At 51.2% G+C, this 23,792-nt stretch carries 22 protein-coding genes, 1 tRNA gene and 1 riboswitch; of the genes, 1 reads left to right on the forward strand and 22 read right to left on the reverse strand.

All coding sequences use genetic code 11. The annotated features are described in order from the left end of the window. Positions 1-165 precede the first annotated feature (165 nt). Positions 166-1,059, forward strand: coding sequence for an AraC family transcriptional regulator (locus DW769_RS02250; RefSeq protein WP_055227007.1), 894 nt, complete (start codon positions 166-168; stop codon positions 1,057-1,059). On the opposite strand, the gene DW769_RS02255 is transcribed toward DW769_RS02250, so the two are convergent. The 22 genes from DW769_RS02255 to DW769_RS02360 all read right to left on the reverse strand — a co-directional run bounded on the left by DW769_RS02255 (position 1,050) and on the right by DW769_RS02360 (position 23,790). After that, positions 1,050-3,542, reverse strand: coding sequence for an ATP-dependent DNA helicase (locus tag DW769_RS02255; RefSeq protein ID WP_070103187.1), 2,493 nt, complete (start codon positions 3,540-3,542; stop codon positions 1,050-1,052). The genes DW769_RS02250 and DW769_RS02255 overlap by 10 nt on opposite strands. A 328-nt stretch (positions 3,543-3,870) precedes the next feature. Then, positions 3,871-4,098, reverse strand: coding sequence for an HPr family phosphocarrier protein (locus DW769_RS02260; RefSeq protein ID WP_022463118.1), 228 nt, complete (start codon positions 4,096-4,098; stop codon positions 3,871-3,873). A 335-nt stretch (positions 4,099-4,433) separates the two neighbouring features. Then, positions 4,434-5,258: an Mrp/NBP35 family ATP-binding protein gene (locus DW769_RS02265; RefSeq protein WP_055219741.1), complete on the reverse strand. Its 825-nt coding sequence runs from the start codon at positions 5,256-5,258 to the stop codon at positions 4,434-4,436. A 30-nt stretch (positions 5,259-5,288) separates the two neighbouring features. Next, complete coding sequence (locus DW769_RS02270; protein WP_055219739.1) at positions 5,289-5,633, reverse strand: metal-sensing transcriptional repressor; 345 nt, start codon at positions 5,631-5,633, stop codon at positions 5,289-5,291. Between the two features lie 38 nt (positions 5,634-5,671). Continuing rightward, positions 5,672-5,902, reverse strand: a complete 231-nt coding sequence (locus DW769_RS02275; RefSeq protein WP_022463115.1) for a hypothetical protein — start codon at positions 5,900-5,902, stop codon at positions 5,672-5,674. A gap of 4 nt (positions 5,903-5,906) precedes the next feature. Next, positions 5,907-6,434 (reverse strand): DNA-deoxyinosine glycosylase, encoded by a 528-nt coding sequence (locus DW769_RS02280; protein WP_022463114.1) that lies wholly within the window; start codon positions 6,432-6,434, stop codon positions 5,907-5,909. After that, entirely contained in the window at positions 6,421-6,663 is a 243-nt protein-coding gene (locus tag DW769_RS02285) for a hypothetical protein (protein WP_022463113.1), read from the reverse strand. The genes DW769_RS02280 and DW769_RS02285 overlap by 14 nt, the downstream gene beginning before the upstream one ends. 243 nt (positions 6,664-6,906) lie before the next feature. Further along, entirely contained in the window at positions 6,907-8,085 is a 1,179-nt protein-coding gene (locus tag DW769_RS02290) for a phosphoribosylaminoimidazolecarboxamide formyltransferase (RefSeq protein ID WP_117760499.1), read from the reverse strand. A 31-nt stretch (positions 8,086-8,116) separates the two neighbouring features. Next, positions 8,117-8,830 (reverse strand): IMP cyclohydrolase, encoded by a 714-nt coding sequence (locus DW769_RS02295; RefSeq protein ID WP_118749903.1) that lies wholly within the window; start codon positions 8,828-8,830, stop codon positions 8,117-8,119. Positions 8,831-8,908: 78 nt separating this feature from the next. Continuing rightward, a riboswitch (ZMP/ZTP riboswitch) is annotated at positions 8,909-8,989 on the reverse strand. A gap of 121 nt (positions 8,990-9,110) precedes the next feature. Continuing rightward, the gene (locus DW769_RS02300) at positions 9,111-9,593 is read right to left on the reverse strand and encodes an acyl-CoA thioesterase (protein WP_022463109.1); all 483 of its coding nucleotides are present in this window, start codon (positions 9,591-9,593) and stop codon (positions 9,111-9,113) included. A gap of 41 nt (positions 9,594-9,634) precedes the next feature. Beyond that, positions 9,635-10,912: an O-acetylhomoserine aminocarboxypropyltransferase/cysteine synthase family protein gene (locus tag DW769_RS02305; protein ID WP_022463108.1), complete on the reverse strand. Its 1,278-nt coding sequence runs from the start codon at positions 10,910-10,912 to the stop codon at positions 9,635-9,637. 158 nt (positions 10,913-11,070) lie between these two features. Further along, entirely contained in the window at positions 11,071-13,482 is a 2,412-nt protein-coding gene (locus tag DW769_RS02310; RefSeq protein WP_055227013.1) for a ribonucleoside triphosphate reductase, read from the reverse strand. A 247-nt stretch (positions 13,483-13,729) separates the two neighbouring features. Further along, a complete protein-coding gene (gene hflX, locus DW769_RS02315; RefSeq protein ID WP_118749904.1) occupies positions 13,730-14,965 on the reverse strand; it encodes a GTPase HflX in 1,236 nt (411 codons plus the stop codon). Between the two features lie 18 nt (positions 14,966-14,983). Next, positions 14,984-16,018 (reverse strand): tetratricopeptide repeat protein, encoded by a 1,035-nt coding sequence (locus DW769_RS02320; RefSeq protein ID WP_117509671.1) that lies wholly within the window; start codon positions 16,016-16,018, stop codon positions 14,984-14,986. Continuing rightward, positions 16,015-17,361 (reverse strand): phosphoglucosamine mutase, encoded by a 1,347-nt coding sequence (gene glmM / locus DW769_RS02325; RefSeq protein ID WP_022462134.1) that lies wholly within the window; start codon positions 17,359-17,361, stop codon positions 16,015-16,017. The genes DW769_RS02320 and glmM overlap by 4 nt, the downstream gene beginning before the upstream one ends. A gap of 103 nt (positions 17,362-17,464) precedes the next feature. Further along, positions 17,465-18,385 (reverse strand): nucleotidyltransferase family protein, encoded by a 921-nt coding sequence (locus tag DW769_RS02330; RefSeq protein WP_055219722.1) that lies wholly within the window; start codon positions 18,383-18,385, stop codon positions 17,465-17,467. Between the two features lie 92 nt (positions 18,386-18,477). Continuing rightward, positions 18,478-19,554, reverse strand: coding sequence for a peptide chain release factor 1 (prfA, locus tag DW769_RS02335; protein WP_022462136.1), 1,077 nt, complete (start codon positions 19,552-19,554; stop codon positions 18,478-18,480). A gap of 75 nt (positions 19,555-19,629) precedes the next feature. Beyond that, positions 19,630-20,487: a peptide chain release factor N(5)-glutamine methyltransferase gene (gene prmC, locus DW769_RS02340; RefSeq protein WP_118749905.1), complete on the reverse strand. Its 858-nt coding sequence runs from the start codon at positions 20,485-20,487 to the stop codon at positions 19,630-19,632. Positions 20,488-20,490: 3 nt separating this feature from the next. Further along, complete coding sequence (locus DW769_RS02345; RefSeq protein WP_118749906.1) at positions 20,491-21,474, reverse strand: DUF1385 domain-containing protein; 984 nt, start codon at positions 21,472-21,474, stop codon at positions 20,491-20,493. A gap of 104 nt (positions 21,475-21,578) precedes the next feature. After that, complete coding sequence (gene rpmE / locus DW769_RS02350) at positions 21,579-21,779, reverse strand: 50S ribosomal protein L31 (RefSeq protein WP_022462139.1); 201 nt, start codon at positions 21,777-21,779, stop codon at positions 21,579-21,581. Between the two features lie 131 nt (positions 21,780-21,910). Next, on the reverse strand, positions 21,911-23,575 hold the full coding sequence (rho, locus tag DW769_RS02355; RefSeq protein WP_118749907.1) for a transcription termination factor Rho: 1,665 nt from the start codon (positions 23,573-23,575) through the stop codon (positions 21,911-21,913). Positions 23,576-23,708: 133 nt separating this feature from the next. Further along, a tRNA-Leu gene (locus tag DW769_RS02360) sits at positions 23,709-23,790 on the reverse strand. Between the last annotated feature and the right edge of the window lie 2 nt (positions 23,791-23,792).

Here is a 23,792-nt window from a genome sequence, read left to right on the forward strand (position 1 = left end):
GTATCATTATAGTGAGCCGTACGCCCATCTGCAACAACAATATTGGGGCAAACGATAATTATATTGAGGTGATCTTCGATTTTTTCTTGTTTTTTTTCCCTTTTTGCCGCATACTTTACTTATCGTATGATTTTTAACGGATTTTATGGATTGGAGGTACGTTTCATGCAGATCCGCATGGATAAAGAAAACCGTGAGCTGAAGGCCCACGGCAGCTATGAATTTCCTGTCAACATCAGTTACGAACAGCTCTCCCGCTACGAGCGCGGCTCCTTTTCCTGGCACTGGCACCCGGAAATTGAGCTGACGTTTGTCCTCTCGGGGCAGATCGGATATCAGGTCAACGGCAAATCGTATGTCTTAAAAGAAGGGGACGGCATTTTCTGCAACACGAATGCGCTTCACAGCGGCCACATGATCGACGGGATGGACTGCGTCTATATTTCAACCACGTTCGCCCCGCGCTTTCTCTATGGTTTTTCAAACAGTGTGATCCAGACGCGCTACGTCGAACCGGTGCTGACGGATATGCAGCTCGCCTCCATCGTCTTTTCGCCGGAGATCAACTGGCAGAACCAGGTACTTGCCTGTATGCACCGCATCTACGACCTCTCGCTTTCGCAGCCGTCCGCGTTTGAGATGGAAATCCAGGAGCTTCTGCTGTCGATCTGGATTGAGATTTACCGCCACGCATCGTTTTCCGGTGAATCCCAGAACACGGCGGCAGCGCGTGATGTTGAGCGGCTCCGCATTCTGCTCGACTACATCCACCGCCATTATATGGAGCATCTGACGCTCGAGGATCTCGCCGCACAGATCCACATCTGCCGCAGTGAATGCTGCCGTTTTTTCAAGAAATGCATGAACGAATCCCTGTTTGACTATCTTCTCGATTACCGTATTGAAAAAAGCCTGCCGCTCCTTCTCGAGCGCCAGGCCAGTATCACTTCCGTAGCGGAACAGACCGGATTTTCCAGTCCTGCCTATTTTTCTAAAATTTTCCGGCAGCAGATGGGCTGCTCGCCGAGCGAATACCGGAACCGCGCGGATCACACGTAACGTTCAGCGCTGCACCGAGATTTCATTTCCTGCTGCCCGGCTTTTGATCCGCTCTCACAATCCACCCTCTCCCAAAACGAATGGATTACCTCCGGGAGGCTGCTGCGCTGCACAATCCGGCAGTCCTCCCATTCTCTTGGGAACAGCTCGCGGTACTCCCGGTTTCGGAACCGCTCGTCGAGCAACAGAATCACACCCGTGTCCTCCGTCGTACGGATCACGCGCCCTGCCGCCTGCAATACTTTATTCATGCCGGGATAGCGGTACGCGTAGTCGAAACCGTTCTCTCCGCTACGGTCAAAATATTGCTTTAAAAGTTCTCTCTCCGGCCCCACCTGCGGGATTCCGGCTCCCACAACGGCCGCGCCGATCAGCTTTTCCCCGTCCAGATCAATTCCCTCCGAGAAAATGCCTCCCATGATACAGAATCCCACCAGCGTTTTCTCGTTGTCTTTCGCAAATGCTTCCAGAAACGCTTCTCTCTCCTGCTCCCGCATCGCCGACTCCTGGATCAGGCAGGTCACGTTTTCATCTGCATACAGTTCCTCATAGACCGCATAGACATCCTGCATCAGGCGGTATGACGGGAAGAACGCCATATAGTTGCCCTTCCGGCTCTGGATCATCTCGTTCAGATAGGCAGCGATCTTCTCAAACTCTGCGCGGTTTCTCCGCTGATACTTCGTGCTGACCTCGCTTCCGATCGCCAGACACCGCTTCGTGGGATCAAACGGGGACTCCACGTAAATCGCGTAATCGTCCGTATTCGTGCTGAACATCTTCTTATAATACTGCACCGGCAGCAGCGTCGCGGAAAAGAAGACGGCCGACCGCCCCTGGTTGATACACTGCTGCAGATTCTCCGCCGGGTTGACGCAGAACAGGCGCAGTGCAAAATCGCCGTTATCGAGATAACTCGTGTAGATCAGATAATTTTCATCCACTAAATTGTAAATCTCGGAAAAATTTCGCAAGTTAAAGTAAAATTCCAGAACCTGCTTCCGGATTTCGCTTGTCTTATGCGCTTCCAGCCAGCCCGCCAGTTCTTCCAGCAGCTGATTGACCATCATAAGAAACGTCGATACGCTTTCCAGCTCCGTGCAGGAATCGCACTCTCTTTTGTAGACGAGCATCTGGTGATTGCAGCGATTCAGCGCCTTCTCGAGCTTTTTGCCCGGTGCATACGGGCGGAGGAGCTGGCGGACCTTTAAAATCTCCTCTTTGACGAGCGTGGCACTGAACATATCGCGGCCCCGCTCGACCAGGTTGTGCGCCTCGTCGATCAGAAAGATGTAATCACCCTTCGTTCCTTCTGCGAAAAAGCGTTTTAATTTCGAGGTCGGATCAAACGCATAGTTGTAATCGCAGATCACGCCGTCCACCCACGAAGCCACATCAAACTGGAACTCGTGCGGGCAGACGTTCCATTTTTCCGCCTGGCGCAGGACTTCCTCTCTTGTGTAGGAATCGCATTCCGTCAGCATCTCGTACACCGCCGCGTTGATCCGGTCAAAATGGCCTTTCGCGCGCGGGCAGTGGATCGGATCGCATTCGGGCTCATCGAGGATGCACATTTTTTCTTTTGCGGTCAGCGTGATTGCTTTGAACTGCAGTCCCTTCTCTTTTAGAATGGAGACCGCCTCCTCTGCCACGGTACGGGTGATGGTTTTCGCAGTCAGATAAAAAAGACGGTCGCCGCAGCCCTCTCCGATCGCGCGGATGGCCGGAAAGACCGTGGACATTGTTTTTCCGATGCCGGTCGGTGCCTGGACGAAGAGTTCTTTTTTCCGCAGAATGGTACGGTAGACGCCGCTCACCAGTTCCCGCTGGCCTTTCCGGTACGGGAAGGGGAATTCGAGGTGCTGCATTGAGGCATCTCGCGCTTTCTGCCACTGGTACTGGAATTCCGCCCAGATAAACCAGGCGTCGAGTAGCTCATCGAACCACTGCTCCAGTTCCGGGAGCTTGTACGTCTGCAGAAAATGGCGGATGCGCCAGTTGGAGTGCTCCGGCTTTACCTCTTCTTTGGTGAGCGGGCGCAGAAGGCCTTCCTCCTCGGAGGAGAGCAGGGTGTACGTCATCAGCACGCCCATCTCCTCTTTGCGGTTCTGAAAGCCGTAGATGTAAGCGTAGCACTTCGCCTGTGCCAGATGTACCGGAACCGGCTCTTCCATCGTTTCGAGGTCACGGTACGTTCCCTTGATCTCCTCGATCACGGTCGTGGTTCCGTCCTCGTACATGCCGTCTGCTCTTCCCTCGACGCGCAGGATGAAATGCTCATATTCTTTTTCGTGAACCAGCGGAACCTCCGCACGGTAATCGGCGCCCCGTTTTTTCTGAATCTGCTGATGCACCCGCGTTCCCGCCTGCATGGCATCCCGCTCGCCAAAACCGCCCGACGAGTTGTCCAGATCCCCGCTGCGCAGAATAAACTCCACCAGATTCCGCACGGAAATCCGGATCTCTTTCTTCTTCTCTTCCACTAGCCCGCTCCTTTTCTAACCAGACTATTCAGAGCCCCATCTCGATTCCGCTGCGCTGCATCTCGATGTGGCTTCTCGCCATATGAAATTCCAGAAAAGAACGCTCATTCATGCAAGCATGATTCGTGTCCTTTTCTGGAATTTCGCATGGCTCTGAATAGTTATCATTATACAGAAAAAAGGAGACTGCCGCAACAGTCTCCTTTTTTCTCTCTGAAGTTATGTGTCTCGTGTGATTAGTTTTTCTTCAGAAAGTCCCCTGCGCAAATTCTGTCTCTACTCTCGCTGGCGGCGCAGGCTGAATTTTTTTCGTTTCCCTTAATAAAATTTATGCTACAGCAAATTTCTGCAGGGTTTTATTGAATGCCGGACTGTCACCATAGCAGTGTACGGTGAGATCACGGTTCAGATCCATGCTGAGGATGCCAAGAATGGATTTTGCATCAATAATAACGCGGTTGTAAAAAATGTCAATATCAAAATCACATTTGGAAGCTGCTTTTACAAACTCCTCTACTTCCTCAGTTCCATTGAGTCTTACTACGCAGTGTGACATACGATTCACCTCTTTCTTAATCAATAGCTGTTTGTTTTCCTATCGTTGAGGTAGATTATGCACTTTTTCTCTTTAAATGTCAATATTGAATTTATTTCCTTGTTTTTGCCATATTATGCATGTTTTTTATGCAAGTTTTTCTCATTAACCCTTCATATTTGTCGCTTTTTGTCTCATTTGCGCAGTCGTGTGTAACCGGTTACACAAAATCCGTTTAAAATAAAATAGTTTTTGCCAAAAGAAACGTAAAAATCTTGTCAAAAAAACCCGCTTTTCCTTGTAAAATCAAGGAAAAACGAGTTTTTCATGCCATTACTTGCTTCTATATTTAATGATTAGATGTTGATCTTTGCAATATCGGTGTTATCCACTTCTGCAAATCTTCCTTCGTCCACCAGCTCGGCAAACTCCGGATGAATCGGCATTTTGCCGAGAACCGGCACGCCGATCTCGGCTGCGATCTCGTCGATGTGGCTTTCGCCGAAAATGGACAGCTTTTTGCCGCAGTCCGGACATACGAGGTAGCTGTAGTTCTCTACGATACCGAGCACCGGAACGCTCATCATCTGTGCCATCTTGTAGGCTTTCATGACGATCATGCGCACCAGATCCTGCGGGGAAGATACGATCACTACGCCGTCTACCGGAAGAGACTGGAAAACGGTCAGCGGAACATCACCGGTTCCTGGCGGCATATCGACGAAGAGATAGTCCAGGTCGCCCCAGATGACGTCGGTCCAGAACTGTTTTACGGTTCCTGCGATGACAGGTCCTCTCCAGATGACCGGCTCTTCCTCGCCCGGAAGCAGGAGGTTGATGGACATTACCTTTACGCCGTTTGCTGCAACTGCCGGGTAAACGCCCTTGTCATCTACGTTTGCAGGTCCTTTCAGGCCATACATTTTCGGGATGGACGGTCCTGTGATATCGGCATCGAGGATACCAACCTTGTAGCCCTCTTTTGCTTTCTGGTTTGCCAGAGATGCGGTTACCATGGATTTACCAACACCGCCCTTGCCGCTGACAACGCCAATGACATGTTTGATCGAAGAATCGGCATTCAGATCAATATGAAAATCCGGTTTGCCCTGTCCTGCTTTGCTTGGACATCCTTCGCAGCTTTCTTTGGAACAGCTCGAATTGCTGCATTCTTTTGCCATGTTTCTTTCCTCTTTTCTTGTTTTTCTTGCTTATTTGACAAAGCGGTCGATCGCCTTATTCAGCTCCTGAATCGCTTTTGTGTCCCCATGCTCGACTGCATCGACGATGCAATGTTCAATGTGATCCTCCAGGATAATTTTTCCTGTATTGTTAATGGCCGCCTTCACGGCAGACAGCTGGATCAGAACCTCAGTGCAGTCCCGGCCTTCCTCTACCATCCGCTTGATCGACTCCATGTGTCCGATCGCGCGGGAGAGGCGGTTTAAGACTGCTTTTGTATTTGTATGATGGTGCCCGTGGGCGTGATCGTGGGAATGCTCGATCACGGTGCCGTCTTCCAGCACATGCACATGCGTGTGTTTTTCTTCACTCATCGTTTTTTTCTCCGCTTTTCTGGTATTTTCTGCGCGATTCAGATTTCTGTAAACGTAAACCGCTGGCGGATGCCGGAGGTCTCAATGTCAAAGACCAGAGATCCGTCCGCTTCCACCGTTTTTTCATATTTTAAGTTTTTGTCCGGAAATTTCTGACGGATATACGCCTCCGGGTCATCCGTCTCGATCTCGTCGAAAAAGACGTCCCGCATCTGATTATTGGCACACTCATTAAAAATCTCCCAGACGGTCTCGTACTCTTTTTTCATCCTGTCACTCTCCGTTTCGTAAGACTTCTCCGCACTGGCTCCACTCGCCAAGCAGCCGCTCCACAGACCATGCGGCGTTCGCGGGACTCGTCGACGGAAGGCGAACCGCTTCCCGTCCCAGCTGCTTCTCCTGGTACTTCCGGTAATACTTCCACGCGGTCGCCCCGTTGCAGTAAATCTGCCGAATATCGGCGCATTCCAGAATGTCCTGCAGCGGATTCGGCACAACATCGCGGATGCTCGCATCGCTCGAGCCTGTGATGACGCAGGACGCGATCACATCCCAGACAGCGATATGATTCCGGAGCAGAAACGCCTTCTTCTCTTCCACGGTCTGCGGCACCTCTTCCCCGCACACGGCTGCCGTCACTTTCCAGAAACGGTTCTGCGGATGGCCGTAAAAAAATCCGGTCTCCCTGGATTTTACGGACGGAAAACTGCCGAGAATCAGAATCCGGGAATCGGCGCGGTAAACCGGCGGAATCGGATGCACCACCGGGTGCTCATTTTTGTTCTCGTCAGGTCGGCTCATCTTCATCAAACTCCACTACCGTATAGAATCCTCTCGGTGTCTCTTTTACTTCTTTTACGATTCCCTTCCGGGACTGCAGCCTCTCATACGCCTGATAATTCCTGCTCATGGCCACTGCCGGGGTAATCGTATAATAATAGGAGGTAGGCAGTGCGCTTTCTGTCACGTTGACTTCCTGGCCTTCCTCGAGAAGTCCCTGTCGCTCCATTTTAAATTCCATCTGCCGCATATTCCTCATCCTCCTTTTTGCAGCGGGCAAAAGATACGCCCATGGGGTATTTTATCACACTTTTCCGAAAAAGAACAGGGGTTTTCGACAGAAAAAGGGCGGTACCGCCCTCTTCCTGCTTATTTTTTATTCTTCAGAAAGTGCTACTCTCTCTTTGATGATACATGTGCGAAAAAAAGAAAGAATCCGGCCGCCCAGAGACCGGATTCTTTCTTCTTATATAAATATAAAACGCATTTCTTTTTAGTGATGGAACAGACGGATTCCTGTAAATGCCATCGCCATGTTGTACTTGTTGCAGCACTCGATGACAGCGTCATCACGAACCGATCCGCCCGGCTCTGCGATGTACTGGACGCCGCTCTTGTGTGCGCGCTCGATGTTGTCGCTGAACGGGAAGAAGGCATCGGAACCTAAGGTTACGCCCTTCATCTGGTCGAGCCATGCACGTTTCTCTTCTCTTGTGAAGACTTCCGGTTTTACTTTGAAGATCTTCTCCCATGCGCCGTCTGCGAGAACATCCATGTACTCCTCGCCGATGTAAACGTCGATCGCATTGTCACGGTCTGCGCGGCGGATGCCGTCTACGAACTGCAGATCCAGCACCTTCGGGCACTGACGCAGGAACCAGTTGTCGGCTTTCTGTCCGGCAAGACGGGTGCAGTGCACACGGGACTGCTGGCCTGCGCCGACACCGATGGCCTGACCGTCTTTGACGAAGCATACGGAGTTGGACTGGGTATATTTTAAGGTAATCAGTGCAATCTTCAGATCGCGTTTTGCTGCTTCCGGAATCTCTTTGTTCTCGGTTACCACGTTGGAGAGCAGCTCATCGTCGATCGGCAGCTCCTGGCGGCCCTGCTCAAAGGTAATGCCGAAGACCTGTTTGTGCTCGAGCGGAGCCGGACGGTAATTCTCGTCGATTTTGATGACGCAGTAGTTACCTTTTTTCTTTGCTTTCAAGATTTCCAGTGCTTCATCGGTAAATCCCGGAGCGATGACACCGTCAGAAACCTCACGTTTGATCAGAGATGCGGTGTCTTTGTCGCAGACATCAGAAAGTGCGATAAAGTCGCCGAAAGAAGACATACGGTCTGCGCCTCTGGCTCTTGCATAAGCGCATGCTAACGGAGAAAGCTCTCCCATATCGTCTACCCAGTAAATTTTACGCAGGGTCTCGTCCAGCGGAAGACCTACGGCTGCACCTGCTGGGGAAACGTGCTTGAAGGAAGTTGCTGCCGGAAGACCGGTGGCTGCTTTCAGCTCACGTACCAGCTGCCAGCCATTGAAGGCATCCAGAAAATTGATATAGCCCGGACGGCCGCTTAATACTTCGATCGGAAGATCCCTGTCATCATCCATGTAAATTCTGGAAGGTTTCTGGTTCGGGTTGCATCCGTATTTTAACGCTAATTCTTTCATGATTTTCTCCTTTCGCAAAACACTCGATTTCTTATTTATTTTTATTCACGATTCTTGTCTCATACTTGCCGGTTGCAATGTCGATATAGCGTGTGAAGAGGGACACCTTGTTGTCCTCGTTTAAGCTGCTCCAGAGCAGTTCGGTGAAAGCATCGATGTCATCCGGAATCTCGACCAGTTTTGGCTCACCCTCAAAGCTTGGCAGCGGATTGCCGTCGTGCATGTAGGTGTGGATGAAATGACCTTCCCCTGCTACACAGTTATCATAGGAGAAGGTGTAGCGGTTGCACTGGGACGGATCGCCGTTGTTGCTCTTTAAGATCGACATCTGGTAGCCGTACGTTCCGTTCTCTACGTGCATCACACCGGAAATACGAGGAGTGTAGTTCGGTGCATCCGGCTCAAACTCTCTGCTTCTAAGGGATACCTCAAACGTTTTTCCCTGCTCCAGTCCTTCATATACGGTATCGGTCTGGTCTCCGTTTGTTACGATCGTATCATTTCTCAGAACGCGTACCGGTGCGTAGATGATCAGGCTCGGATCTTCCAGCTTCGACGGATCAAACGCCTGTGTGCGGATTCCCTCACCCTCCTCAACAAAGACACGGTTGCGGCTGTTCTGGCTTCTGCCCATAATAAAGTATCCGGCAACGGCTTTTGTGCCGTCTTTGGATCTGCCGATCACAATTCCTCTTCCTGGATATGCATTTCCTTTTAATTCCTGTTCCAGTGATACTTTTTTCATCTTCTGATCTCCTTTTCAAGGTGGCTGGAATGGGATTTTCTGTTTTTGGATAAAAAAACAGACCCACTCCCCCAAGCATTCTTCTGCCCAGACGGTCGGCCTCTTCTCACGCTATACTCCCTGTGGTCATTTCCACTTCCGTCAGTCGTATAACTGCCTTTACCTTAACATGGAAAATCCCGCCTGTCAAGGGACACGGCGGGATTTTCTTAAAATAAAATTTTCAGAATGCACGAAGACAGCTCCGGTGGATTCTGCAAATGTGCGGGTGAACGTCAACTTAGAACCCCTCTCTGTGACGCTCTTTTCGCAGTTCATAGCGGCGTTTTCCGCCCTCCCACTCGGCCTCCTGCTCCGGGGATTCCAGAATCAGGCCCGGGACGGGAAGTGCGCGGCCGTTCTCGTCGATGGCCACCATCACCACGTAGGCACGGTTGATCATTTTCCGAATGCCGGTCGCAAGCTCTTCCACGTACGTGTCGACGCGCACCTCCATTGAGGTGCGTCCGACATACGTCACTCTTCCGACCAGTACGACGGTGTCGTTCAGAAAAGCAGGATGCTTGAAGTTCAGATTGTCGATGCACGCGGTGGTGATTTCGTGGCCGCAGTGGCGGCGTCCCACCAGACCGGCAAGCTCATCGATCCACGCGACCAGCTGGCCGCCGAACAGACGGCCATAGCCGTTGATATGGCGGTGCATCAGAAGATACGACTGCTCTGTCTCAGAATCTTTTACGCGTTTCTTTGCCATTTCTTCCATTTTACCAATACGCTCCTTTTCACATCCTGTTTTTTGTATCTTTATACGTTCGCAAGCGCCTGATCAAGGTCTGCAATGATATCGTTCACATCCTCAATGCCGACCGACAGACGGATCAGATCCGGCAGAACACCGGCTTCGATGAGCTGCTGATCGTTCAGCTGGCGGTGGGTATGGCTTGCCGGGTGCAGAACGCAGCTTCTTGCATCGGCAACGTGTGTTACAATTGCTACCATTTTCAGGCCGTTCGTAAAACGCATCGCACCGTCTCTTCCGCCCTTCGGTCCGAAGCAGAGAACGCCGCACGTTCCGTTCGGCATATATTTTTCTGCCAGTGCATGGTATTTGCTGTCTGCAAGGCCTGCGTACTCAACCCACGCTACCTTCGGATGATTTTTCAGGAACTCTGCCACTTTCTCGGCATTTCTGCAGTGGCGCTCCACGCGCAGGTGCAGGGTCTCCAGACCGACATTCGTCAGGAATGCATTCTGCGGGGACTGGCACGCTCCCATATCACGCATCAGCTGTGCGGTTGCTTTTGTGATATACGCTTTTTTACCGAATTTCTGCGTATAAATCACGCCGTGGTACGATTCGTCCGGTGTAGTAAGGCCCGGGAATTTGTCTGCATGCGCATCCCAGTCGAAGTTTCCGGAATCGACAATCGCTCCGCCGAGCGCCATTGCATGGCCGTCCATGTATTTTGTGGTGGAATGGGTGACAATATCTACACCGAACTCGAACGGACGGCAGTTGATCGGGGTTGCAAAGGTGTTGTCGCAGATCATCGGAACGCCGTGCTCATGTGCAAGTTTAACAAACTTGTCAATGTCAAGTACAACACCTGCCGGGTTGGAAATCGTCTCGGCAAAGACAGCTTTGGTGTTCGGCTGGAATGCTTTTTCCAGCTCCTCTGCCGGCGCATCCTGGTCCACGAGGGTAGTCTCGATGCCGAATCGTTTTAAGGTAACGGCGAGCAGGTTGGAGGTTCCTCCATAAACCTTTGCCGCGCAGACAACGTGGTCGCCTGCCTCACAGATGTTGGTAACAGCAAGCATCGTTGCCGCCTGGCCGGAAGATGTGAGCATGGCTGCCACGCCGCCCTCCAGATCGCAGATTTTCTGTGCTACGACGTCGTTCGTCGGGTTCTGCAGACGGGAATAGAAATATCCCTCTTCCTCCAGATCGAACAGTTTTCCCATTTCCTCGCTGGTTGCATATTTGAATGTTGTGCTCTGGTAAATCGGAAGTACACGCGGCTCACCGTTTTTCGGCTGCCATCCTCCCTGTACACAGATTGTGTCCTGGCTGTATCCCATAATTTTTCTCCCTTCTGTAAGTGAAACCGGTCCACCGGGCCGATTTCTGCTGTGCTCAGCGCCATAATAATACCCCCACCCGGGATGCCCGGGCGAGGGTATCACTTTTTCCTATTATAACTCTGTTTGTTCTTTCCTGCAACTATATGCGCACAGATTTAGGAGAGATATTCATCCACATATTTCTGGATATTGGAAGCATTCACAATCTTCTGCGCCTGGCCGTCCTCCACAACGAGAAGAGTCGGTGCCTGCATGATGCCGTACTGTGCGGCAAGATCCGGGTGACGCTCTGCGTCGATCACCTCATACTGCTCCTCGGCGAGCATTTCTTTTGCCATTTTGCAGTTCGGGCAGGTGCTTGTCGTGAACAGGTACATGCCGTCTTCCTCGATTTTATCTGCTGCTGCAGCGGCTTTCGGCTCTTCTTTTCCAGCGGCCTGCTCTGCCAGTTTCTCTGCTGCGCCGTACGATTTCATTTTCTGCTCCGGCGATTTGGAGTGGATGATATCATATACAGTTCTGTTCTTGTACTCCTGGCGTTTTCCGTCGTTCCAGTTCTTGACCGGACGGTAATATCCCGTGATACGGCTGTAAACCTCTGCCTCTTTTCCACAGATCGGACATGTAAAATGCTCGCCGGCGAGATAGCCGTCGTTCGCACAGACAGAATACGTCGGGGACAGCGTGTAGTACGGCAGTTTGTAGTTCTCTGCAATCTTCCGCACAAGGGAAGCTGCTGCTTTCCAGTCCGGCAGTTTTTCGCCAAGGAACGCATGGAATACAGTTCCCGAGGTGTACAGCGTCTGCAGATCATCCTGAATATCAAGCGCAGAGAAAATATCCTCGGTATAGTCCACCGGCAGATGGGAGCTGTTGGTGTAGTACGGGGTATCTCCCTCATGGCCTGCGGTCTTGATATCCGGCCATTTTGCACGGTCGTGTTTTGCCAGACGGTATGCGGTCGACTCCGCCGGAGTTGCCTCAAGGTTGTACAGATCGCCGTACTCCTCCTGGTAATCAGAAAGACGCTCTCTCATATGGTTCAGAACTTCTTTCGTAAACTGCTGTGTCTTCGGATCCTCCAGACCCTTTCCGAGCCATGCGGCATTTAAGCCGGCCTCGTTCATACCGATCAGACCGATGGTTGAGAAGTGGTTCTCAAACGTTCCAAGGTACCGTTTCGTATATGGATACAGTCCCTCGTCCAGGAGGCGGGTAATGACCTCACGTTTCGTCTTTAACGAACGTGCGGCAATATCCATCATATGATCGAGACGGCGGTAGAACTCTTTCTCATCTTTGGACTGATATGCGATACGCGGCATATTGATGGTGACAACGCCGACCGATCCGGTGCTCTCGCCGGAACCGAAGAATCCGCCGGTTTTCTTTCGAAGCTCACGCAGATCCAGGCGGAGACGGCAGCACATGGAGCGCACGTCGCTTGGTTTCATATCGCTGTTGATGTAGTTGGAGAAGTACGGGGTACCGTATTTTGCAGTCATTTCGAACAGCAGACGGTTATTCTCCGTATCGGACCAGTCAAAATCGGATGTGATGGAGTAGGTCGGGATCGGGTACTGGAAGCCTCTTCCGTTGGCATCTCCCTCGATCATCGTCTCGATGAACGCTTTGTTGACCATATCCATCTCTTTTTTACAGTCTTTGTACTTGAAGTCCATCTCCTTGCCGCCGACGATCGCCGGAAGCTCCGCGAGGTCATCCGGTACGGTCCAGTCGAGTGTGATGTTGGAGAACGGTGCCTGGCTTCCCCAGCGGCTCGGTGTGTTGACGCCGTAGATAAACGCCTCGATGCACTTCTTCACTTCGCCGTAGCTTAAGTTGTCCACTTTGACGAACGGCGCCAGATACGTATCAAACGAAGAAAATGCCTGCGCACCTGCCCACTCGTTCTGCATAATGCCGAGGAAGTTGACCATCTGGTTGCACAGAACCGAAAGATGTCTTGCCGGAGAAGAAGTAATCTTTCCGTTGATGCCGCCAAGTCCTTCTTTGATGAGCTGTTTTAACGACCATCCTGCACAGTAGCCGGTCAGCATCGACAGGTCGTGGATGTGAATATCCGCGTTGCGGTGTGCCTCGGCGATCTCGTCATCATAAATCTCTGATAACCAGTAGTTGGCTGTGATCGCGCCGGAATTGCTTAAGATCAGACCGCCGACAGAATACGTTACGGTCGAATTCTCTTTGACACGCCAGTCCTCTACTTTTACGTAGCTGTCCACGATCTCTTTGTAGTCTACGATCGTCGATTTCATGTTGCGGATTTTTTCCCTCTGCTTGCGGTACAGAATGTAAGCTTTTGCCACTTCTGCGTAGCCGCACTGGATCAGCACGTTCTCCACGCTGTCCTGAATTGCCTCCACTGAAATTTTTCCGTCTTTGATCTTGGACTGAAAGTCCGCTGTTACGCGCAATGCCAGCATCTGAAGCATGTCATCGCTGAACTGCATATCTTTTGCGCCGAATGCTTTTCCAATCGCATCGGTAATCTTTTTCATCTGGAACTCTGCAATCGTTCCGTCTCTCTTTTCTACCTGAAACATGGAATCCCTCCTGTTAATTCAACCGTTTCTGCAAGGCCTTTTTAAGGTTCCACTCTTTGCAGTGTCTGAACCATATGATAGCAGAGCATGTTTCTCCCGTCAATAGTAAAAAGTACCATATCTAGTGTGAAATTTTCTAACATCACTAGATATGGTACTTTTACTTGTGTTCTGTCCCTTCCATTTTTCGGCGCTGTACGGCGCTTAAAGGGATGTACTGCCGTTTTTAAGCCCGCTTGCCATACCTCTATACCCTCGGATAGATATCCTTCGGTACATAGGCTTTTACGCGGATGCCTTCCGGCAGATATTCTTCTTCGAGCAGAATTCCGTATCCGCGGATCAGTGAAATCGTTCCCGCCTTATCGTACGGATAGAGGCGCTCGATATAGATTTTTCCCTCCATCATCCACGAGGAGAGTAAATTTTTGAGGTCTTCGAGTCCCTGTCCTGTTTTGGCAGAGACCGCAAGGCTCGCGTCTGCCCGGAAATCTTTTACAACCATCGGGGCGAGAAGCTTATCCTGCTTGTTCAGCAGGGTGACGATCTTTTTGTCCTCAACTTTCAGTTCCCGCAGCGTATCGTACACGACCTGCATCTGCAGCTCCATCTGCGGATTTGACGTATCCACAACGTGGAGAATATAGTCGGCATACCGTGCTTCCTCCAGCGTACTGCGGAATGCATCGATCAGATGATGTGGCAGCTTATTGATAAATCCAACCGTATCGGTCAGCAGGATTTCCTGTCCATCCGGAAGGGTCAGTGACCGCGTCGTCGTATCCAGCGTGGAAAACAGCATTGCATCTGCCAGAATTTCCGATCCTGTCAGTGCATTTAAAAGACTGCTCTTTCCCGCTGACGTATAGCCTACGAGCGCCGCTACCGGGATTTTGGAACGTTTTCTGCCTTCACGAAGGAGCTCTCTGTGCTGGCGTACTTCCTCAAGCTCACGTTTTAACTGCGTAATACGCGTGCGGATCAGGCGCCGGTCGGTTTCCAGCTTTTTCTCTCCCGGTCCTCTCGTACCGATTCCGCCGCCAAGACGGGAAAGCGATGTGCCAAGGCCGGAAAGTCGGGACGCACGGTACTTTAACTGGGCCAGCTCAACCTGGATTTTACCCTCGCTGCTCACGGCGCGCGCCGCAAAGATATCCAGGATCAAAAGCGTACGGTCCATGATCTTGCATTCCAGTGCTTCCTCCAGCCCTTTTAACTGGATCGAGGAGAGCTCATCGTCGCAGATGATGCCCGTCGCATCGCAGGCGCGCACCAGAATTTTCAATTCCTCTAATTTTCCTTTTCCGATGTACGTTCCCGGATGAATGGCCTCCCGCACCTGCACCAGGCGGCCCTCCACCTTCGCACCGGCGGTGCTGGCCAGTTCCGCCAGCTCGTCGAGCGATTCTTCTGCTTTTGCGCCGCCGTTTTCCTGTACGCCGACCAGAATCACGCGCTCCTGTTCTTCTCTTAAATCAAACAATCCAACTTCCTCCGTCTGTTATCGGTTCTGGAGAAACGTATTTTCCCGCTGCGCCGCGGTGTTTTCTGGATATGCTGCCAGAAAATCCGCCATCAGCGACTTCGCGGTATCAAAATCCGCCCGTTTTTCATAGGATACAATCTGGTTGAACAGCAGATTTTCCCGGTCGGAATCCTCTGCCGTTTTGAGTCCTTCCTCGATATACGAGAGTGCACTGTCCGTGTCGTTTTCCGCAAGTGCGCAGAGCGCCAGCCCGTTGTTTGCTGCCGCCGCAAAGCCATCTGTCGAAAGATACGAAGAAAACAGTGCTTTCGCCTCATCGTTCTGACCATTGGAAAGGTAAACCTCGCCGAGCATTTCCATCGCCGCGCTGCTGCCGTCTTTCATTGCCTTCGAGAACGCTTTGACCGCCTCGTCCTGCTCCTCCAGATAGTAGTATGCGCAGCCGATGTTATAATAATCCTCGGTCGTTTTCGGCTCAATCTTCACTGCCGCTTCGAGGTAACGGTCTCCGTCCGCCTTCATGCTGCTCTCCTGATACAGCTCGTAAATGTCAAGGCAGAGCTGATAGCTCTCCTTCGTCTCCACTGCCGCATCAAAATCCACCTTCGCCTGCTCGTAATTCTTCTGCAGGAAGTACGCGCGTCCCCTAAGGAACAGCGCATCGGCATCTGCCTTTTCTTCCTGAATATTGGTGCAGATCTCAATGGCTCCATCCAGATCTCCGGCCTGTACGCAGGTTTCCGCCTCGTAATACATGACATCGCGCGAAAACTCCGCGTCTTTGTGCTTCATGCTCGAAAGACTGCTCTTGAAAGCCTCTTTTGCCTTGTCATACTCCTGGCTTTTCAGATAAGCGATGCCGAGCGACCGGTAGCTCTCCGCCAGTCGGTCGCCTGCCTTTACGGCTCCCTCCAGCATCGCAATCGACGTTACGTAGTCCTTCTGTTCGAGCGCCTCGATGCCCTTTTTATAAAGCTTTGAATTTTTATTTTCACAGCCGCCAAGCATCATTGCCGCCGCCAGAAAAAAGATTACCAGTCTTTTTTTCATTCTGTCACAAGTCCTTCTTTATGCATCACAGAAACAACCTGGTCTACGTATTTTGCACACGTTGCGTCGTCCGGTGCTTCCACCATGACACGGATCACCGGCTCGGTGCCGCTCTCTCTTACGAGGATGCGTCCGTCATCGCCCAGGGCCTCTGCTACGTCTTCTACTGCTTTCTGTACTGCCGGGTTGGCCTTTGCAGCTGCTTTGTTTGCCACGCGGACATTCTTTAAGAGCTGCGGGTAAATCACTACCTCGGCTGTCAGGGTGCTGAGCGGGAGTTTCTTATCTATCAGCACTTCCATCACCATCAGGGAGGTCAGGATTCCGTCACCGGTCGTCGCGTGCTTGCTGAAAATGATGTGGCCGGACTGCTCTCCGCCGAGAGAATAGCCGTTTGCCATCATGTTCTCGCACACGTATTTGTCGCCGACTGCCGTCTTCTCATACCGGATACCGGCGCGGTCACACGCTTTGTAAAGACCGAGGTTTGACATGATCGTGGTCACAATCGTATCTCCGTTTAACTGGCCTTTTTCTTTTAAGTATTTACCGCAGACATACATGATCAGGTCTCCGTCTACCACATTTCCCAGCTCATCGACAGCGATGCAGCGGTCTGCGTCTCCGTCGTAGGCAAATCCGACGTCGAGGTGTTTCTCTCTTACATATTTCTGAAGCTCTTCGATGTGGGTGGAACCACAGCCGCAGTTGATGTTTGTTCCGTCCGGCTCGTTGTGGATCACATATGTCTTGGCGCCGATGGCATCAAACACGCTCTTGGCTACGGAAGAGGCACTTCCGTTGGAGCAGTCGAGTCCGACTCTCATGTTTTTAAAGGATTTTGTCGGAATCGAGATCAGGTGTCCAATGTAGCGGTTCCTTCCGGCTGCAAAATCCACGGTGCGTCCGATGTCTTCTCTCGTTGCGAACGGGATCTTCGGTGTTCCGTCGTCGATGTAGGCTTCGATCTGCGCTTCGATGTCGGCTTCCAGTTTCTGTCCCAGGCCGTTGATGACTTTGATTCCGTTGTCATAGAACGGGTTGTGGCTGGCGGAGATCATAATTCCGCAGTCAAAGTTTTCAGTACGGACAACATAGGAAACGCTCGGGGTGGTCGTTACGTGCAGCAGATAAGCGTCTGCTCCCGATGCGGTCAGTCCTGCTACCAGCGAATATTCGAACATGTAGCTGGAGCGTCTGGTGTCTTTTCCAATGACGATCTGTGCTTTGTGGTCTTTTCCGAAATACCATCCGAGGAATCTTCCCACTTTATATGCATGCTCAACCGTCAGATCAATGTTTGCTTCTCCGCGAAATCCATCTGTTCCAAAATATTTACCCATGGTATGCTCCTTTCCCCTTTCGGGCAGAAAGCGTGTCTGAAATTTTTTGCAATCATTCAAACACGCTTTTTCTGGTTATTCACTCAAATAACAAAATACGTAATTAGTCGTACAGCTTCTCGCTGTATACGCCGTCCGCAATCAGTTTGCGGAATGCTTCTGTTACGGAAGCTTTGTCTTCCTGATACGTTACGCCGAACCACTCTGCGTCGGTCGGAAGAACTTTTACTTCTGCTTTTCCTGCGTGCAGCAGCTCGTCGATGTAGATCGGAAGGAGGTACTCGCCTTTTACATCTCCCTCTTTCTGTGCAGAAAGGAATTCAACAAAGCCTTTCTCCAGAAGATCAATGAACTCCGGCTGCAGTCCCCACATGTTCATGGAAACAAGGGAGTTTTTGTCGATCGGATCAACCGTTCCGTCTTCTTTTTCAACGCCTGCGCCCTCTGCGGTCTTTACGATGTTTTTCGTCTCGTTGACACCGGTCAGGTTTCCGTTTTCATCAACGACGCAGACACCTCTTGTAACACCGCCGTTGTCACTTAAGGTGTTTCCAAGCACGAATCCTGCCATGGAGATCGGCATAACTTCATCCACATCATGCTCCTGTACGAGGTAGTCGTGCAGTTTTACGAACGGATCTTTTCCGTAATAGTCATCAGCATTGATAACAGCAAACGGCTCTTTTACAAGACCTTTGCAGGCAAGAACGGCCTGGCCGGTTCCCCACGGTTTGGTACGGCCTTCCGGTTTTGCAAAGCCTGCCGGCAGATCATCGAGCTCCTGGAATGCATATTCCACCTCTGTGATTTTGCTGATGCGGTTGCCGATGACTTCCTTGAAATCTTTCTCCAGATCCTTGCGGATGATGAAGACTACTTTGTTGAAGCCGGCTTCCAGTGCATCGTGGATGGAATAATCCATGATGATCTCCCCGTTTGGTCCTACTGGCTCAAGCTGTTTGATTCCCTTTCCAAATCTGCTGCCGATTCCGGCTGCCATGATCACAAGTGCTGTTTTCTTCATAGCGTTTTCCCTTTCTCTTTTCCCCTTTTTTCTCTTGTTTATTCTATCAGCAATCGATCCTGTAGACCAATCGTGATTCGCAGCGTTTATTATTATGCTTCTTCCTGCATGCTGCTCAGCTTTGCGGCCTGATCGGCTGCAATCAGACTGTCGATGATTTCATCCAGATCGCCGTTCATGATGGCGTCCAGTTTGTATAAGGTCAGTTTGATTCTGTGATCCGTCACACGTCCCTGCGGGAAGTTGTACGTACGGATCTTCTCGGAGCGGTCTCCCGTTCCGACCTGGCTCTTTCGAAGCTCGGCCATCTCATCGTGCTGTTTCTGCTGCTCTAAGTCGTACAGACGGGCACGCAGAATCTTCAGTGCCTTGTCCTTATTCTTTAACTGTGATTTCTCATCCTGGCAGGAAATGACGATGCCGCTCGGGAAGTGGGTCAGACGGACTGCTGAGTCGGTCGTATTGACACACTGGCCGCCGTTTCCGGAAGCACGGAATACATCGAATTTGTAATCTTTCGGGTCGATCTGTACTTCGACGTCGTCCACCTCCGGCATGATCGCTACGGTCATGGTTGAGGTATGGATTCTTCCGCCGGACTCGGTTTCCGGCACACGCTGTACGCGGTGCGTGCCGCTCTCGTACTTCATCCGGGAGTACGCGCCTGCTCCGTTGATCAGAAGTGTTGCGTCTTTAAAGCCGCCGATTCCGTTTTCATCGGCGCTGGTCAGCTCGGTTTTCCAGCCGCGGCTCTCTGCGTATTTGATGTACATACGGCAGATTTCTGCGGTAAAGAGTGCCGCCTCGTCTCCGCCGGCACCTGCGCGGAACTCTACGATAACGTTCTTGTCATCGTTCGGGTCTTTCGGCAGAAGCAGGACTTTGAGTTCCTGCTCCAGCTCCTCTACGCGTTTTTTCGCATCGGAGAGCTCTTCTTTCAGCATTTCACGCATCTCTTCGTCGGATTCCTCCTCAAGAAGCATCAGGCTCTCTTCGATGGTCTGTTTCTGTGTTTTATAGTCCTTATATGCGTCTGCGATCGGCTGGAGTTCTGCCTGCTCCTTCATCAGCTTCTGGAACTTCGCCGCATCGGCAGCGACGTCCGGCTCGCTTAACTGATTCAGTACCTCCTCGAGACGCATGAGGATATCATCAAGTTTATCAAACATAAAATGACTGCTCCTTTTTGCTGTTTTCGTCTGTTTATGATGTCATTATGGTGTCAAAATTAAAATTCATTTCTGTCAGGGTTTTTTGTGCCAGATACCGGTCACCACGCGGTCCAGGCCTGCCAGATCTTTCAGAACCTGTACATCGGCAAAGCCGTGGGTTTCCATCAGCTCCCGCACTTCATCTCCCTGATCGTATCCAATTTCAAAACAGAGCTTTCCGCCCTCTTTTAAATAGCTTCCTGCCTGCTCTGTAATCTTCCGGTAAAAGACAAGACCGTCCGCACTGCCGTCGAGTGCCATCCGCGGCTCATGGTCGCGCACCTCCGGCATCAGCGTTTCAATCACATCCGTGCGGATATACGGCGGATTGCTTGCGATCACATCGAAGGTTCCCTCGATGTTTTCAAATAAGTTGCTCTCTACGAACGATGCCCGTCCGCCCGCCTGTGCGCCGTTCTTTTCCGCAACCTGTAAGGCTTTCTCGGAGAGATCCGCGCCGATTCCAGTGCAGTCCTCTCTCGTCACAAGAAGCGATATGAGAATGCATCCCGAACCGGTGCAGAGATCGAGAATCCGTGCATCTTTTGGAAGGCCGCGGAGCGCTTCCTCCACAAGAATCTCGGTGTCCTGCCGCGGAATCAGTACATGCTCATTCACAAAAAAAGGGATTCCGTAGAACCACGCCTCTCCGGTCAGCTGCTGCAGCGGAATGTGTTCGCCGCGCTTTCTGACCAGCGCTTCGTACTGCTCCTGCTGTTCTTTTGGCATTTCATCTTCACTGTGTACAAAGTAGGTGCTGTGGCTGATCCCGCAGACATGCTCCAGTAAAAGCCATGCGTCCTGCCGGGCTTCCTCCACCCCCTGCTTTTGTAAGTACAGAATAGCGGATTCCAGTGCAGATTTCAAGTTTTTTCTATCGTGCACACTCATCGGTCACGGCTCCTCATGTTCTTTCTTTTCGGTTTTGGCCGGGTACGTATAACCAAAGTTTTCGTTCAGGTACGCTCTCCAGTCAAACACAGCCTCCACAGCGGCGATCGCAACCTCTGCCATCTCGGCATCCGGCTCGCGCGTCGTCAGGTGCTGCAGCATCAGGCCCGGTTTACTGATCAGGTTGACCAGTTTATTGTCACTTTTTCCCGCCAGGCGGATAATTTCATACGAAATGCCCGCGATCACCGGAATGAGAAGCAGGCGGATCACGATTTTCAGCACCGGGGAATCGACCCGGATGAACATGAAAAAGATGATGCTGATGACGATGACGTACATAAGAAAGCTCGTTCCGCAGCGCTTGTGCTCCCGGGAACTCTTTAAGACGTTTTCCACGTTCAGTTCCAGACCGTGCTCAACACAGTTGATGCATTTATGCTCGGCGCCGTGGTACATGAACACGCGCTGAATGTCTTCCATACGGGAAATGGCTGCCAGATAGCCGAGGAACAGTGCCACACGCACAAAGGCCTCTGCCACCGCGGTCAGTGTCGTTCCGGCTCCCGCTTTGTGCAGCAGTTCGGACAGGAAGTACGGCACCATCAGAAAGAGAACGACGGCGATGACAACGGAAAATGTGACGGTTCCGTACATCATCAGCCTGTCTGTCTTTTCTTTTTTCGCTTTCTGCTGCTCCTCTTCCTCTTTCGTCGCCGGCTTTTTCTTTTCCTCCTCCTCGTCCTCATAGAACGAAGCGGAGTACATAAGGGAACTCATGCCGACGATCATCGAATCGGCAAAGCTGAAGACACCGCGCAGAATCGGAACTTTTAAAAGCCCCTTGTGCTTTGTCAGCGGCCTGTGCTGCTCTACTTTAACCTCAATCTCCCCGTCCGGCCGGCGTACTGCGACGGAATAGTGGTCCTTGTTCATCATCATGACGCCTTCCATCACGGCCTGGCCGCCAATATTGGATGATTTCATAATTTACGTTTACCTCCTCAAAGGGGATTTTCTGCATCCGTAACGCAAGAACGGGCTGAGATCTTCCAACCTCAGCCCGTTTTTCATCTTGCTTGATTCAATTCTTATTTCATGCCGTATTTCTTGTTGAACTTCTCGATACGTCCACGAGCTGCAGCAGCTTTCTGCTGGCCAGTGTAGAACGGATGGCATTTAGAACAGATCTCAACATGGATCTCTTTCTTGGTAGAACCTGTTACGAAAGTATTTCCGCAGTTGCAGGTAACAGTTGCCTGATGGTATTCTGGATGGATTCCTTCTCTCATTTTATTCACCTCTTCTTAATATTGTTATCTTCTCAGATTTACTCTGATGATTTCGTATTTCAGGCTGACAAAATCTCATCAACCTTGCACAGCTTTCTCATTGTATCACACAATTTTGAAAATTGCAAGCCTTATACTATTTTTTGTTTCTTTAAAATTTGAATCAGTTCGCCGTTGTTTCCGGTGCGGGCAAACATGTTCAGAATATTTTCCACGGCTTCCTCGGATTTCATGCCGTTTAATGCTTTCCGCATATTGTAAACGGCCTCCTGCTCATCCGGTGTCAGAAGCAGATCTTCTCTTCTTGTTCCCGATTTGGCTATGTCGATGGCCGGGAAGACGCGGCGTTCCTGCAGTTTCCGGTCGAGCACGAGTTCCATGTTTCCGGTGCCTTTGAATTCCTCGTAAACGACATCGTCCATCTTGCTTCCGGTGTCCACAAGCGCCGTTGCAAGAATCGTCAGGCTTCCGCCCTCGCGCATGTTTCTGGCCGCGCCGAAGAACCGTTTCGGCATGTAGAGTGCTGCCGGATCGAGACCGCCGGAAAGGGTACGGCCGCTCGGCGGAACGGTCAGGTTGTAAGCTCTGGCGAGACGTGTGATGCTGTCGATGAAGATCGTAACGTCTTTTTTACTCTCCACAAGACGTTTCGCGCGCTCAATGACCATCTCGGACACGCGTTTGTGGTGCTCCGGCTGCTCATCGAAGGTGGAATAGATGACTTCCACATTCGATCCCTGAATCGCTTCTTTAATGTCGGTGACCTCCTCCGGACGCTCGTCGATCAGAAGGATGATCAGATACATCTCCGGGTTGTTCCGCAGGATGGATTTTGCCGCATCCTTCAAAAGCGTCGTTTTTCCGGCTTTCGGCGGGGAAACGATCATGCCTCGCTGGCCTTTTCCGATCGGACTTACAAGATCCACGATCCGCATCGCCATGCTTCCGCCCGGGCGCTCAAGGCGCAGCCGCTCATCCGGGAAGACCGGTGTCATATCTTCGAAATTGCCGCGGCGCATGATCTGGTCGAGCGGCAGATTGTTGACGCTCTTTAAGTATAAAAGGGCGCTGAATTTTTCGGTTGCGGACTTTACTCTCGTGTTTCCGCGGATGATATCTCCCGTTTTCAGTCCGAAACGGCGGATTTGGGACGGAGAAACGTAGACATCGCTGTCGCCCGGCATATAGTTGTCGGAGCGGATAAATCCAAATCCGTCCGGCATGACCTCGAGGATGCCGCAGGCCTCCTGGCCGCTGTCGAGCGTGCTGGTTTCCTGACGCGGTTCCTGTCTCGTCTCTGGTCTTGCTTCCTGACGCAGCGGCTCCTGTCTCATTTCCTGCCCTGCTTCCTGACGCGGCTCCTGTCTTTGCTCTTCCTCACGGTTATTCTGATTATAATTCCGTGGTTCCTGAAATCTACGCTCATTGAAACGCGGCGCTCTTGGACGGTACTCCTGGCGCTCTCCGTTTTCACTGCGCTCTTCCCGGCGGACATACCGCGGTCTCTGGTACGGGCGCGCGGTGCCGTTTTCCGAGGTTTCCCGATTCTGGCGCTCCATACCGTCCTCCCGCTTTTCCTGCGGTTCCTGATTCTGATCCTGTACAGTTTCCGTCTTTTTTTCCTCTTTTAGAACCGCCGGCTCTTCCATGTTTTTCTGGTTTTCTTTCTGATCTTCTTCCAGCATCCGCTCAATCAGCGCTTCTTTCCGCAGGGTGGAAATCCCCTTCATGTTTCTGGATTTTGCCAGCGCTTTCAGCGTGCTCAAAGGCAATGACTCATACTTTTCTCTTGTCATACCATTTTTCCTCTATCTATTCTCTATTTGATTTTCGGTTCTGTTTGGAGTTTTTAAGATATTTGATGCGCGAATATTTTTGCTGCAATTATTTAGAATCTGATTTTTGTCATTTTACTGCTGTGGATTTTTCTGCGGTTAGTGGGACTCGAACCCACACGCCGAAAGGCACAGGAACCTAAATCCTGCACGTCTGCCAATTCCGTCATAACCGCAT

Origin of the sequence: Blautia sp. AM29-29, assembly GCF_003480555.1 — a bacterium.
GTDB classification, from domain to species: Bacteria; Bacillota; Clostridia; order Lachnospirales; family Lachnospiraceae; genus Fusicatenibacter; species Fusicatenibacter saccharivorans.

What these genes read in the sequence shown, in the direction of transcription:
- DW769_RS02300 (WP_022463109.1), bottom strand. Translation starts at nt 9,593, where the DNA reads ATGGAAGAAATGGCAAAGAAACGCGTAAAAGATTCTGAGACAGAGCAG.
- DW769_RS02250 (WP_055227007.1), top strand. Translation starts at nt 166, where the DNA reads ATGCAGATCCGCATGGATAAAGAAAACCGTGAGCTGAAGGCCCACGGC.
- rpmE (WP_022462139.1), bottom strand. Translation starts at nt 21,779, where the DNA reads ATGAGAGAAGGAATCCATCCAGAATACCATCAGGCAACTGTTACCTGC.
- DW769_RS02290 (WP_117760499.1), bottom strand. Translation starts at nt 8,085, where the DNA reads ATGAAAGAATTAGCGTTAAAATACGGATGCAACCCGAACCAGAAACCT.
- DW769_RS02260 (WP_022463118.1), bottom strand. Translation starts at nt 4,098, where the DNA reads ATGTCACACTGCGTAGTAAGACTCAATGGAACTGAGGAAGTAGAGGAG.
- DW769_RS02330 (WP_055219722.1), bottom strand. Translation starts at nt 18,385, where the DNA reads ATGAAGAAAACAGCACTTGTGATCATGGCAGCCGGAATCGGCAGCAGA.
- rho (WP_118749907.1), bottom strand. Translation starts at nt 23,575, where the DNA reads ATGACAAGAGAAAAGTATGAGTCATTGCCTTTGAGCACGCTGAAAGCG.
- prmC (WP_118749905.1), bottom strand. Translation starts at nt 20,487, where the DNA reads ATGAGTGTGCACGATAGAAAAAACTTGAAATCTGCACTGGAATCCGCT.
- DW769_RS02310 (WP_055227013.1), bottom strand. Translation starts at nt 13,482, where the DNA reads ATGTTTCAGGTAGAAAAGAGAGACGGAACGATTGCAGAGTTCCAGATG.
- DW769_RS02265 (WP_055219741.1), bottom strand. Translation starts at nt 5,258, where the DNA reads ATGGCAAAAGAATGCAGCAATTCGAGCTGTTCCAAAGAAAGCTGCGAA.
- DW769_RS02280 (WP_022463114.1), bottom strand. Translation starts at nt 6,434, where the DNA reads ATGAGCCGACCTGACGAGAACAAAAATGAGCACCCGGTGGTGCATCCG.
- DW769_RS02305 (WP_022463108.1), bottom strand. Translation starts at nt 10,912, where the DNA reads ATGGGATACAGCCAGGACACAATCTGTGTACAGGGAGGATGGCAGCCG.
- DW769_RS02285 (WP_022463113.1), bottom strand. Translation starts at nt 6,663, where the DNA reads ATGCGGCAGATGGAATTTAAAATGGAGCGACAGGGACTTCTCGAGGAA.
- prfA (WP_022462136.1), bottom strand. Translation starts at nt 19,554, where the DNA reads ATGTTTGATAAACTTGATGATATCCTCATGCGTCTCGAGGAGGTACTG.
- DW769_RS02295 (WP_118749903.1), bottom strand. Translation starts at nt 8,830, where the DNA reads ATGAAAAAAGTATCACTGGAACAGGAATTAAAAGGAAATGCATATCCA.
- DW769_RS02345 (WP_118749906.1), bottom strand. Translation starts at nt 21,474, where the DNA reads ATGAAATCATCCAATATTGGCGGCCAGGCCGTGATGGAAGGCGTCATG.
- DW769_RS02275 (WP_022463115.1), bottom strand. Translation starts at nt 5,902, where the DNA reads ATGAAAAAAGAGTACGAGACCGTCTGGGAGATTTTTAATGAGTGTGCC.
- DW769_RS02320 (WP_117509671.1), bottom strand. Translation starts at nt 16,018, where the DNA reads ATGAAAAAAAGACTGGTAATCTTTTTTCTGGCGGCGGCAATGATGCTT.
- glmM (WP_022462134.1), bottom strand. Translation starts at nt 17,361, where the DNA reads ATGGGTAAATATTTTGGAACAGATGGATTTCGCGGAGAAGCAAACATT.
- DW769_RS02270 (WP_055219739.1), bottom strand. Translation starts at nt 5,633, where the DNA reads ATGAGTGAAGAAAAACACACGCATGTGCATGTGCTGGAAGACGGCACC.